9 protein-coding genes are annotated in these 13902 nt (G+C 37.7%); all 9 read right to left on the bottom strand.

The window, feature by feature from the left end; all coding sequences use genetic code 11:
* Nucleotides 1–33 precede the first annotated feature (33 nt).
* Nucleotides 34–756: an ABC transporter ATP-binding protein gene (locus CEF18_RS02015; RefSeq protein WP_110934933.1), complete on the bottom strand. Its 723-nt coding sequence runs from the start codon at nucleotides 754–756 to the stop codon at nucleotides 34–36.
* Nucleotides 740–1939, bottom strand: coding sequence for an ABC transporter permease (locus CEF18_RS02010; protein ID WP_110934932.1), 1200 nt, complete (start codon nucleotides 1937–1939; stop codon nucleotides 740–742). Before CEF18_RS02010 ends, CEF18_RS02015 begins: the two co-directional genes overlap by 17 nt.
* Entirely contained in the window at nucleotides 1939–3141 is a 1203-nt protein-coding gene (locus tag CEF18_RS02005) for an ABC transporter permease (RefSeq protein ID WP_110934931.1), read from the bottom strand. Before CEF18_RS02005 ends, CEF18_RS02010 begins: the two co-directional genes overlap by 1 nt.
* 125 nt (nucleotides 3142–3266) lie before the next feature.
* Nucleotides 3267–4961, bottom strand: a complete 1695-nt coding sequence (locus CEF18_RS02000; RefSeq protein WP_110934930.1) for a DUF6583 family protein — start codon at nucleotides 4959–4961, stop codon at nucleotides 3267–3269.
* A gap of 438 nt (nucleotides 4962–5399) precedes the next feature.
* Nucleotides 5400–7106: an AMP-binding protein gene (locus CEF18_RS01995; protein WP_110934929.1), complete on the bottom strand. Its 1707-nt coding sequence runs from the start codon at nucleotides 7104–7106 to the stop codon at nucleotides 5400–5402.
* 134 nt (nucleotides 7107–7240) lie between these two features.
* Entirely contained in the window at nucleotides 7241–8929 is a 1689-nt protein-coding gene (locus CEF18_RS01990; protein WP_110934928.1) for a long-chain-fatty-acid--CoA ligase, read from the bottom strand.
* Nucleotides 8930–9314: 385 nt separating this feature from the next.
* Nucleotides 9315–9722 (bottom strand): DUF350 domain-containing protein, encoded by a 408-nt coding sequence (locus tag CEF18_RS01985; protein ID WP_110934927.1) that lies wholly within the window; start codon nucleotides 9720–9722, stop codon nucleotides 9315–9317.
* Nucleotides 9723–9737: 15 nt separating this feature from the next.
* Nucleotides 9738–12101: an endonuclease MutS2 gene (locus tag CEF18_RS01980; protein WP_110934926.1), complete on the bottom strand. Its 2364-nt coding sequence runs from the start codon at nucleotides 12099–12101 to the stop codon at nucleotides 9738–9740.
* Nucleotides 12102–12176: 75 nt separating this feature from the next.
* Nucleotides 12177–13901: a DNA polymerase/3'-5' exonuclease PolX gene (gene polX, locus CEF18_RS01975; protein ID WP_110934925.1), complete on the bottom strand. Its 1725-nt coding sequence runs from the start codon at nucleotides 13899–13901 to the stop codon at nucleotides 12177–12179.
* Between the last annotated feature and the right edge of the window lies 1 nt (nucleotide 13902).

Below are 13902 nucleotides of genomic sequence, written 5' to 3'. Positions count from 1 at the left end.
CTTTGATGTTCTTGAAATAACAGCATAACTTAATTACCATCCTCCTAATTGCGCCACTTTTTCGGAAAAAGAAAGCGCCTCGGAAGCTCCATTAAATGATTGATTCATTTCCTCCACTGAACCAAAAAATTGCTTTTCTCCATGTTTAAGAATTAATACCTTGTCTGTAAGGTAGTGAATTTCTTCCATATCGTGACTAGCAAGAATAATAATTTTTCCTTTCTCCGACCAGCTTTTTAAAAATTTCATAATTTCCAGTTTTGATTGAATATCAATCCCAGCTGTTGGTTCGTCCATGACTAACACATCAGGGCCATGAAGCAATGCTACAGCTAGGTTTATTTTCCTTTTCATACCGCCGGATAATTCATTGATGTTCCTATGTAGAAGATCCGTAATACCAATAATACCGGCAACCTCGTCTACTTTGGATGCATGTATTCGCTTAGGGGCAATACCTCTCCAAAAATCGAGCTCTTGTTTCACAGTCAATTCTGAGAACAAGGCAATATCCTGAGGGACATAACCTATTTGCTGCCTAGTTATTTTCAAATTGCTACTAAATGATTGGCCATGTAAAAAGATTTTCCCCTTTGAAGGCTTTAATACTGTTCCTAAAAGTTTAAGAAGTGTCGTTTTTCCAGCTCCATTTGCACCAAGCACAGCAAGTCTATCACCAGGTTCCAGTTGAAATCCAATATTAGTAATACCCTTTCCTTTTCCATAACCTAACGATAAATCACTCACTTCCAGCACTTAAAACACGCTCCCTCCAAGAAGTATAACTACTAATTAACACAGCGATAATGGCCCAAAAAATAATAATTACCAGTAGTTGCATTGTCGAATATAGCTCAATATTAATTATGATAAATTGAGGACTTATAAAGGAGTAGTAAAAAGATTCAATAAAATCACCAGTCAAAAGAATACTGCTAACTACCGTTAGAATCACAATCACAAGCACCGTAAATAAGAATAATTGTTCTCGTTTAAATAAAAGCCCTAGCGCTGTAGATAAAAGGGTTGAAAAGATAATATATACAATAATGGCAACGATAAATAAACTAGTCAAAGACTCGGGATAAAGTTGATGTGTTAACAATAGTAAAGGAATACTCATCATGATTACGACAAATGTAATCACTATTGCATGAGCAAGCGCAAATAACAATGAACCTACATTAAAAAGAACTAGCCGATTAAACGCATCTTTTTTTCGATTACCTATAAAATTTGTTGTAAATGTTAATGGAAAAAGTAAAATTAACGTTAATACACATATTTTCACAATGTCTTCCGTTGTTATAAATTCTCTTCCTTCTTCCCACTCTCTAAAATGACTATGATCACCAATGACTTTAAGATATAAAGGAGGAGAAGGGTTCCATTGCTCGTTTGCATATGTGCGTGTTTCCTCTAATAACTGTTCTTCATTTACTAAAGATTCCGGCGAAAATTCACTTGCATATTGAAGAAGGTAATGGCTAGCAGAACTATTGCTAACATACCTCATTACTTCCGACGCAACCACTTCTCTAAGTAACCCTGCTGATAACGACGAAGGAGTATGGATAAGGGTTACTAAATCCTGATTATCTCCAGCAAATATTTTTTCTTCAAACCCTTCCTCTAAGTATATAATGGCATCTGCTTCACCACGAAGAAGCCGCTTTGTTCCTTGGGTCATCGTAGATTCAATCAATTGAATCATATGGTCTAATTCTTCAAAAGTACGTAAGATCTCTTGTGACGTTTCACTTTGATCTTCATTTACCACAATAATTGGAATTCTTACTTCATCGACTGTTTCTGATAGGGTGAAATGAACAGCTAATAGAATTACAAGTGGCATCATACATGCAGATAGTAATAGTTTTGGTTTTTTTAAGAGTTGTAATCCATTCATTTTTACTAATGTAATTAAAATTCTATTCATTAAATCACCTTTTTCTTTGCCATTCCAACTGCAGCTGCCAGGAGAAGAAATGATAAGCTAAAAAATAATACAAAAGAGACATATAGCTCTTTTGTAAAATTTTGATCAAATGCTCCTAATAAAAATAATTGATGGAGCCAATGGAACGGAGTAAACCTGTGTATATCACTCAACCATGATGGCAAAAAAGAAATTGGTAGTATCAGACCGCCGATAATAAATAAAATGATTCCTATAATACAAACCATTGCTTGTTCTTGAAGTGGCCTCACGGGTAAAAAAGAGAAAAACGTAAACAGAGACGCAAAAAACAAAACGAATAAACAAGTGACAGCGATAAGTCCCCAAGATATTTCTAGAACACCCATTAAAATTAGGCCTGAAAGAGCTATCGTTGATACCCCTGCACAGAACATGAAAAAAAGAATAAAAGAACTTATAACGATTGGCAGGTATCCTACATTCAAAGAGATAAATCTTTCTACGACGGATTTATTTAACGAGAGTTGAGTAACTGGGCTTAGTAATGCAGGGAAAAGATATAAAAGTATGATAAAAAAAGAACTCACGTAATATTTTTCCACAGAATAACTTCCAGTTGCTTCTATTTCAGACTGAGTAATCAACTGACTTCGATTGAAAGCTTCAAGACTAAAATGAATTATGGCTTCATTTGTTATTTTACTTTTTTCCTCTGCTTCTACATCCCATTCGCCTAAATAATAATGAACAGTATTCACTGCTGTCTGTGCAGCATTAACTAAATCAGTTGCTGCATAAATTAATTCCAGAAATAATGCTCTTTCAAGCGAAAAAGACTCTTGAAGCTCAACTTCAAGGGGAGTGTTGCGACCTGTTCTTAAATCGTCTGTGAACGTTTCAGGAATTAAAACGGTGGCTACCACTTGGTCTGAATTCAAAAGATATCTAGCCTCTTCTTGACTAGTATGTATATAGGTGATTAATTCTTTTGTGGCTTCGGACTCCTGAAGCTGTTTTCTAATTATCCCGGTTTCAAAAGAATCCTCGTTATCAACAATCGCTACTTGAAATGGAGAAATTATCTCATTACCTTTCACCCAGTCAGCAATACTTACAGCAGCAAACCCTCCACCCGCTACTAAAAAAATCATCACAAAAAAGAGAGCAGGCAGAGGGATCATCTTTATCCTTTGTTTATACAAAGCGAAACCCTTTTTCATACCAAACTCTCCTTAAGAAAAACGGCATAGCCGTCTTTTATTAAATACAGCGTCAGCTTCCACCGCTCCGATTAGCACCTACGTAGTCTGTGTAGGTGCTAATCGGAAGGAGGCTGATGAAGATCTTATATTCCACCGAATGTCCCGTACATCAATGTTTCTAATTCCATCATAACTTCTTCCATCAGAATCATACACTCTTCTTCACTTAACTCACTAACATTCGTTGCAGTCTCTGCATCCACCGTAATTAATTCCAAGTCTTCAGTAAACTCAAGATCCGTATTGAAATTCAAGTTCACTGTGTATTCCTGATATCCTGCATACATATCGTCTATTCCTGCATTGATATCCAACTCCGTATTTTGTTCATATCCGTCATTGTCTTCATTATATTGGTTTCTAACCACAACACTAAATTCTCCGATACCTGCCGCATCCAACATTTCACTGGATTCAAGCGTTATCGTTGTTGTCGCCTCTCCAGTAGAACGGAGCGTGTCCAAGTGAATTCCTGCGCTTATCGGTTGACCAGCTTCGTCCATTGTAAAACCAAGATCAGTAACAACCTTTTCCCCGTCATCTGTTTCGGATTTACTCGTATCCATTACGAATTCAAAAGCATTTCCGGACTCTTGCCCTACCTCGCTCATGGTTAGATTACGACGAATTTCTTCCTGATCTCCGTCTTCTTCTTTGGACATCTCATAGGAAAGAGAACCACCCATATCTGTATCTTCAGGATCCGCAAACGTTACATTCCATTCACGTCCGACAATTTCCGTTTTTCCGTCTAAATAAATAGTACTCGTTAAACCTTCTGGAATACTAAACTCGTGAAGATTGCTTTGCATTTCATTTAAACCATCAATAAATTCTATTGAATAGTCTTCCTGATCATCTAAAGCCGTTAATTGGTCATTAAATATCTTTAACAACTCGTCATCATTCTTCATTTTATCGATTAATTCATAAAGAAAATCTTTCAACTGTTCATCGCTTAAATGTAATGTTAACTGGTCGTACTCCCCGCCAGCAAACGCAACATTACTCTCTTGAGTGAAATGATCGCTATCTAAATATTCATAAATAAACTCACTATATTCTTTGAATAGTACCTTTTGTGTTTCCGAGGTTCTCGTCAGTTCACCTGGCAGAAAAAATATATCTTTAAGGTCTTCCGGCCCATCATATGCAGGGTCTACCTGTCTAGCTATATTACCGAAATTTTCATTCTGCATAAAATAAGTTTCAGAGTTTAATAACGGTGAAGTTGTCGCTACATAGTCTTCTGATTGATAGATAGAAGCGCCGATTACACTTTCCTTGTTCATCAACAAGTCAACTCCGATTTGTGCTTCTTCTGACTCCGGATTCACTTGAGTATCCATTTGAATAGACATGGTACCTAAAAGTGTCTGTACAATCATAGGCAGGTCATTTCCACTAACATTTCCTGTCAGATTCACTTGCTGCTTATAAGCGCTATCCTCCATTTTTTCTGCCATACCAAGAGCATCCCCATAAGTATCGGACCAATCCTCGTATGTTTCACTCAACGTATTTTGTTCCGCTAAGAAGTACTGTTGTTTATCAGTCATACCGAAAAAGTACCAGTAACCAATGCCTAACAGGAGAACAGCAATAATTCCTCCGCCGATAAAAGCTGGTTTCTTCATACTTCTTTTTGGCTTTTCATTCACTTCTTCGACTTCATCTGAGTTTTGATTATTTTCTTCTGAAGTTGAATTATTGTCGTCCTTGTCGCTAAAAAACTGTAAAGAAAGTTTATAGCTTTTCGCATTCTTTTTTACTTTCATAAAGTACACCCCCAAAAAATTTAGATTAAATCATTGCACCAACTTTATCTTATGTATGATAAATAAGTAAAAGATATTCAGAGAGACTATTTAAGCTCTTTCAAAACAAAAGTCGATAAAATCAGGCAATACTTGACTCATTTTGTAATTTTAACCCATTTCCTAATAAAATTCTACAACTTTCTTACATTTTTCAGTTATAAAATACCTACAAAATACGAAAATAAGACAAAAGGAAGAATCAAATATTTAACTAAAACCCATAGCATCTTCATATCTATTTTGTTATTATGGAATGTTCTTTAGAAGAATGACCGCTCACTTTCCGTGGTCCTATTAAAAGAAAGACGCTATTAACAGGCTTGTATACTGCGGAGACTTCGCTCATTTCATAAAAAAGGGACTGCAAAGTAAAAATTTACTTTGCAGTCCCTTTTTTTAATTAACTATTTTCTTCTTTTCTTTTTCTTTTTCTTTTTCTTCCTCAATTAATGCCCTTCTCAACACCTTACCAACCATTGTTTTTGGAAGTTCTTTGCGGAATTCATACACCCTTGGTACTTTATAGGCTGATAGACTTTTTCTGCAAAAAGCATTTAATTCTTTTTCTGTAACTTCGTGCCCTTCTTTTTTAACAATAAAAGCTTTCACAGTCTCTCCCCGATAAGGATCCGGAACACCTACAGCGACAGCTTCTTGAATGGCCTCATGTTCGTACAGGATCTCTTCTATTTCCCGAGGATAGATATTAAAGCCACCAGCAATAATCATATCCTTTTTCCGGTCAACAATATAAAAGAAACCATCTTCGTCCATATATCCCATATCTCCAGTGAGTAACCACCCATTCATAAAGACTGCATCTGTTTCTTCTGGTCGTTTCCAATAGCCTTTCATTACTTGGGGTCCTTTTATAATAAGTTCTCCGACTTCACCTGATTTTGCAACTTCCCCTGTCTCCGCCGACAATACAGCTACATCAGTATCCGGCCAAGGAAGACCGATGCTTCCAGACGGACGTTTCCCCCACATAAGATTAAAGTGTGTAACAGGTGAAGCTTCCGTCAATCCGAAACCTTCAGAAAGCTTTCCTCCTGTTAATTCTTCAAACTGATGTTGAACTTCAACAGGAAGAGGTGCAGAACCACTAATACATACGTTTACTGACGATAGGTTATAGTTAGTAACTTTAGGATCATTAATTAAACCTATGTACATCGTTGGTGCACCAGGAAAAATAGACACTCGTTGTTTTTCAATCGCCTGCAGCGTTTGTTTCGTGTCAAACCTTGGTAAGATCACCATTTTTGATCGATCCATGACGGAGAAATTCATCCCAACCGTCATTCCATATACATGAAAGAAAGGTAGAGCACACAGTATAACTTCATTTCCATGATCAATTTTATGCATCCATTTCATACATTGAGTCGTATTAGCTACGAGGTTGTAATGCGTTAACATAACCCCTTTTGCAACTCCAGTTGTCCCACCCGTATATTGCAGAAGTGCTAAATCTTCTTTTGGATCGATAGATACTGAGAGGGGACGTGTAGAAGAACCCTTCAATAATTCAGTAAAAGAATGAGTAGTTGCGTTATAAGTGATTTCGACTTTTAAACTTGTATTCTTTTTTTGAATAAACGGGTAAATCAAATTCTTAGGAAATGGCAAATAATCTTTTACTTGAGTTACAATAATATGCTCAAGTTTTGATTTATCCAGAACACTCATCACTCGTGGATAAACAAGATCCAAACACAATATTATTTTTGCTCCCGAATCAACGAGTTGATGCTCTAATTCTCTTTCCACATAAAGCGGATTCGTTCGTACAACGATCGCACCTGCCATAAGAGCACCATAATATCCAATCACCGACTGCGGTGTATTCGCTAACATAATCGCAACTCTGTCGCCTTTTTCAATGCCGAGATTTTGAAGCCCATTAGCAAATCGAAGAGCTGACTCATAAACTTCATGAAATGTCATCTCTTTTCCCATGAAATGAAGCAATGTTTTATTAGGCTCTTCCAAAGCACCTTCACGTAAGTAATCTTGCAGAGATTTATCATCGTAATTAATATTTTTAGGAATGTCTTCCGGATAATGAGCAAGCCATGGTCTCAGTAATCCTGTATCCATGTATAGTCCTCCTTCAATTCTCCTTTAAGTTCAGACATTCTCTCTCTTAAACTATTACTTTAAAACACTATAGCCAGTAGCACCTAGCATTGGTTTCAAAGTGCTACTGGTATTAAATCTAATCAAAATAACAGTTATTTTATATTTCTTTCTTTTTCTTGTTCTACAAGGACTCGACGTAAAATTTTACCTACCATTGTTTTAGGTAACTCTTCTCTAAACTCATAGAATTTAGGTACCTTAAACGATGCTAAATGTTTACGTGAATACTCATCGAGATCCGCTTCTGAAATTGTCTTTCCTTCCTTAGGCACAATAAATGCTTTTACCGTCTCCCCACGGTAAGGATCTGGAACTCCAATTACGCACACCTCTTGCACATCTTCATACTCGTAAAGTACTTCTTCAATTTCACGCGGATATATATTAAATCCACCTGCAATAATCATGTCTTTTTTACGATCGACAACGTAAAAATAGCCTTCTTCATCCATATAACCCATGTCACCTGAGAGAAACCAATCATCTCGAAAACTTGCTTGTGTATCCTCAGGACGATTCCAGTAGCCTTTCATTACTTGCGGTCCTTTTATAATGATTTCTCCTACTTCATTGGGCTTTGCTTGCTCTCCCGTCTCTGCTGATAAAATAGTTACTTCTGTATCAGGCCAAGGTAAACCTACAGATCCCGGCTTGCGATCCCCCCATATAAGATTTGCTACAGCAACCGGCGAGGTTTCCGTTAGTCCGTAACCTTCTACTAATCTTCCTTTTGTAGCCTGTTCAAATTGAGTCTGCACTTCTAATGGTAATGCTGCTGAGCCACTGATGCAGGCTTTAATTGACGACAGATCGTATTTTTTAATATCTGGGTGGTTCAATAAACCAATATACATCGTTGGAGCTCCTGGATACAATGTTGCCTTATGCTTCTGTATCGCTTTAAGAATCCCTTGCGGATCAAATTTCGGCATAATAATCATTTTAAAACCTAAACGTATCGCTAAATTCATCACAGTTGTCATTCCATATACATGAAAAAATGGTAAAGCTGCAATAATGACCTCTTCCCCAGGTTTCATTTTATGCATCCACTTTTCACATTGTTGCGTATTAACAACCAAATTGTAATGAGTCAGCATCACACCTTTTGCCGGTCCCGTTGTTCCACCGGTGTATTGAAGAAGTGCAAGATCAACTTTCGGATCAATATCAAGTGGAATCTCTTTTGCTTCACCTTTCTGAATGACATCCCTGAAAGAATGCAAATGAGGTCCATATTTTAAATCTACTTTAATGCCTGTATTCTTCTTTTGAATGAAAGGATAGAGCAAATTTTTCGGAAAAGGAAGGTAATCCTTTATCCCTGTAACAATGATGTGTTCTAATTTTGTTTTCTCTTTTACATTAGCAACACGGGGATAAACTAAATCCAGGCAAATCATAACCTTAGCACCAGCATCATTCATTTGATGTTCAATTTCACGCTCTACATACAGTGGGTTTGTCTGTACGACAATTCCACCTGCAAACAGAGCACCATAATAAGAAATGACAGCTTGCGGAGTATTTGCAAGCATAATAGCTACGCGATCGCCTTGTGTAACTCCTAATAACTGGAGCTGGTTAGCCAACTTTAGTGCAGATTCATAAACCTCTTTATAATTCATTTCTTTCCCCATGAAATGAAAAGCTGATTTATCCGGATAATTTTTTGCCGCTTTTTTCAGATAACTTTGCAGCGTATCCTCATCATAGTCAATAGTCTTAGGAATTTCCTCTGGATAGTGTTCAAACCACGGTTTTTTCATGACTGTATCCATGGTAAAACCTCCCTTTTTCTTATCCTCCTTCTAAAAGATGATAATCAATGAAAAGAGGATGACAGAAACGTTTGCTAAACATACGCTCAGTTAACATCTCTTAACATTGAAAGGCATTCTCCCTCTTATCTTTCATTGTAAATGAAAACGTATACAAAAAGGAACCTTTTTATTCAAAATTTTTCAATGTTACCGGATTTATAGGTGTAATATCTATGTAAAATTAGTTTTCGCTTAAAAGAAAAGAATATAGACGATACCACTTACCATAAATAAGCCACAGAGAATGACTAATATCTTCCACAATGTTTCCATTTATTTACCCCTTTCTAATCTGTAAAGACTGTGTAAAAACCAATTATTTACACAGCCTCCCCTAATACTTTTAATGAATACTTGCTCCAATGACGAAGGATAAAGATACGGATATAATAAATGATAGTAAACCTACGGCACGGTTATCGTTCGTTAATTCCTCGTCCACTTTAAAACCCGGAGTCAAAAATTCAAATATAAAATAAACAAATAATAGAAGGGCAAATCCGAAGGCACCCCACCCCATCATAGATAAAACGGAATCGTTTGCCATAATCGAATGGCGAAAAATGTTGGCAACACCAAACACTTTCCCTCCTGTAGCAAGAGCCACTGCAAGATTTCCTTCTTTCACTTCATCCCAAGTACTATATTTTGTTACCCATTCAAAAACGGCCAAGGCTATAATAATTGCGATTACTACGACACTGTACACACCAGTAGTGTATACATAGTCATGATTGAAAAGATCCCCCATGCTGCACCTCCTGGCTTATTTAAGCAAAACGATGGTTACACCTGAGCCGCCTTCTCCTTGCGTTCCCATTCTCGTCTCTTGTACATTGCTATGCTTTCTTAAAAGCTCTTGGACACCCTTACGAAGGGCTCCAGTTCCTTTACCATGGATAATAGAAACTTGGTGGTAACCGGCAAGTACAGCATCATCTAAATACTTTTCAACATCCATCATTGCACTTTCATATCTTTCTCCGCGAAGATCCAACTCTGTTTTTACATGAGCGTCTCTTCCTCTTAAAGTAGTTAACGGTTTTGTTTCTACTGCTTTAGGACGATTAATATAGATTAAGTCATCTTTTTTGACTTTCATTTTCATCATACCAAGTTGCACATAGTATTCCTTTTCACTCACTTTATCAACAATATATCCTTTTTGATCAAAGCTGACTACTTTGACTTCATCGCCTGGAATCAATTTATCCACATTTGGTTTTACTAATTTCGGCTTGGTCTTTTTACCATTCTTAACAAGCTGCGGTTCTGCATTTTCCAATCGTTTTTTAGCATCTATAAGTTCGTGATCTTTAATAGCTGGATTATTTTTATGCATGTCCCGAAGCTCAGCAATAATTTGTTCTGCTTCAGTTTTTGCTTTTTTTACCGATTCAGCAGCTTTATCTTGCGCACTCTGCAGAACTTTTTCTTTCTCCTCTGAGAATTTCTCCAACTCATCAGAAAGCTCTCGGTGAAGTTTCTCCGCTTCTTGGCGAAGGTCATTCGCTTCTTCCATATCTTGCTCTGCTTTTTTACGACTGTCTTCTAAAGAAGAAATCATTTTTTCCATCTTGTTTGAATCTGCCGTAATGTGGCCTTTTGCATCTTCAATAATTCGTTCACTAAGACCTAGACGATTACTAATAGCAAAGGCATTACTTCTCCCAGGCACACCAATTAACAATCGATAGGTCGGTCTGAGTGTTTCGACATTGAACTCCACACTGGCATTCATCACACCTTCCCGATCATATGCATATCCTTTTAACTCACTATAGTGGGTCGTTGCTATGACATTGGCTCCAACACTATAAACATGATCCAGAATAGCTATTGCTAAAGCAGCCCCTTCTGTAGGATCGGTTCCAGCTCCAAGCTCATCAAAGAGCACAAGAGATTGAAAATCTACATTATCCATAATATTAACGATATTTGTCATATGAGAAGAAAAAGTACTTAAACTCTGTTCTATCGACTGCTCATCTCCAATATCAGCAAAGATTTTTTGGAAAACTGCAGCAGTAGATCCTTCCTCACAAGGAATTTGTAATCCCGATTGTGTCATGAGTGTTAGTAAACCAACTGTTTTTAAAGTGACTGTTTTCCCCCCAGTATTGGGACCGGTAATTACTAAGGAAGAAAAATCACCACCAAGCTCAACATCTATTGGAACAATTTCCTCAGTTGGAATCAACGGATGTCTGGCTTTCTTCATATGAATAAAACCATCTTCATTTAATTTAGGCTGAGAGCCTTTTATTGTCTGACTGTAATGCGCTTTAGCAAAAATAAAATCCACTTCCGTCATTACTTCAACAATCAAAGCAAGTTCTTCTACATTCTCACTTACTAAGGCAGAAAGAACCTGCAGAATGCGTTGGATCTCCTGTTTTTCCTTCATCCGTGCCTCTCTGAGTTGGTTGTTAATTAGTACAACCGATTCAGGTTCAATAAACAAGGTTTGTCCGGATGCAGATTGGTCATGCACCATTCCACCAAAATGTCCTCTATGTTCTGCTTTAACCGGGATAACATAACGATCATTCCGAATCGTTATGATTGCATCTGACAGCATTTTTCTTCCATTTGAAGAGCGCGTAATACTTTCCAATTTCGAGCGAATTCCCGATTCATGTGAGCGAATTTGTTGGCGAATCCCTCGAAGTACAACACTTGCAGAATCAAGTACTCCCCCATTTTCGTCGATGGCATGATTAATTTCCTGCTCGAGTTCTGAAAGAGGGACAATTTGATCGGCAAGTTGTGGGAGAATCGTTAATTCTAACTCATCCTCGATAAGCCCTTCAACGAATTGCTTGAAACGGCGACTGGCATAGATCGTTGATGAAATATCTAAAAGCTCTGATTCATTTAAAAGTCCGCCTATTTCTGCTCTCTTTATCGAAGCTCGAATGTCTCGAAGTCCCCCTAATGGAGCTTGTCCTCTTAATCTAACAACTTTTGCGCCTTCATAAGTTCTCTCCTGGGCATCTGAAATGTCTTCATAGCTAAAAGAAGGCATCAACTCCCTGACACGTTGTTTTCCTAAAGAAGATCCGGCATGTTGGACTAACTGTTCTTTCATCTTATCGTATTCTAAAATGCGACATACCCTTTCAATCACAAGGGTCACCTCCAAATTTTTGAGAATACTGAAAGTGATTAATCACGTTCTCAGTATCCTCTCTTTTACGGGGTCTTATCTATGTTTATCTATGAATTCCTTTAATTTTTCCGCTGACCACGTGTTCACCACATGATCTTTTGCTAACCAGCCTCTTCTAGCTGTTTTCACACCTATTGGCATATCGTCAAGCATATCAAAACGGTGGGCATCTGTATTCACAGCAATTTTCACACCGGCTGCTTGTGCTTTCTTCACCCATTCCGAAGATAAATCCAGTCGATTAGGATTTGCATTCAATTCTAATATTGTATCAGTTTCCACAGCTAATTCGAATAATTTTTCCATATTTACAGGATAACCAGCACGTTTTCCAATCACCCTGCCTGTAGGGTGAGCAATCATCGCTACGTGTGGATTACGACAAGCGTTTTCTAACCGTTTCATAATCGTATCTTCATCCTGTTGAAAGGACGAGTGAATAGAAGCAATAACAAAATCGACTTCTTTTAGGACATCATCGGTATAATCAAGACTACCGTCTGGTAATATGTCCATTTCGATTCCAGTAAAAATTGTGATATCTTTTTCTTTTTCATTCAGCTTTTTCACTTCTTCATGCTGGCGCTTAAGACGCTCGACAGATAAACCATTTGCTACCATTAAATATTTAGAATGATCAGTTATGGCCATATGGGTATAGCCTTTTTCCTTGCACACATTTACCATTTCTTCAATCGATTGCGCCCCATCACTCCATGTAGTATGCATATGAAGATCCGATTTTATATCAGAATGCTCGACAAGGGAATGTACACCCTCAAAGGCCTCCAGCTCTTCCATTCCTTCTCTTACTTCCGGTGGTATAAAAGCGAGGTCAAAGTGGTTAAAGAAAGCTTCTTCCGTTTCAAAGTGCCTAACTTCCCCTGTCTCTTCATTCTCAACGCCATATTCACTTATTTTTTCGCCACGTTCCTTCGCTCGTTGACGTAAAAGTACATTGTGATCTTTAGACCCAGTGAAGTGATGAAGAATGGTTGCAAACGATTCGTCACGAACCATCCTGAAATCTACGGGCACAATTAGATCATCATATTGAAGTTCCACACTCACCTTTGTCTCACCATGACCGACGACCTCATAAATATGCTCCATAGAAACAAGAATATCTCCTACGGTTTTGGGATCCTCTGTTGATAGGATGATATCCAAGTCCTTTACTGTCTCCCTACCACGTCTAAAACTTCCTGCTAACTCAAATCGTTCTATTTCGTTTATATTATTCAACCTTGCGATAAGATCCTCCGCTGCTGGACGCACTTGGGCAATTGATAACCGTTCTGGACGTTTTCCGAATTCTTCAATAGAAGCAAGAATCTTTTCTTCTGACTTCGCCCCAAACCCTGCCAGTGCGCGGACTTTGTTTTCTTCACACACTGTTCGAAGAGAATGGACATCTACAACATCCAGTTCCTGATAAAGTTTACCAATTTTTTTGCCACCAAGACCAGGTAATTTAAGTAATGGTAATAACCCATCAGGAATTTCTTCAGCTAGTTCTGTTAAGAGTGAGGTTTCGCCATGAGTGACAAATTCCTCAATAACTCCGGCTGTTCCTTTTCCAATCCCAGTTAATTTCGAAGGATCCTCAATTTCCGCCATCGTACGTTCATCTCGCTCTAATGCTTGCGCAGCCTTTCTATAAGCAGAGATTTTAAAAGGATTCTCTCCTTTGATTTCTAAATACACTGCTATACGTTCAAGAGCCTGAATTACATCTTTTTTATTTAATATTGTCATA

This window comes from Salipaludibacillus neizhouensis, from assembly GCF_002886185.1.
In the GTDB taxonomy this organism is placed as follows: Bacteria; Bacillota; Bacilli; order Bacillales; family Salisediminibacteriaceae; genus Salipaludibacillus; species Salipaludibacillus neizhouensis.
Note: the sequence above shows the minus strand (reverse complement) of the source record. Positions and strands in the feature narration are given on the sequence as shown.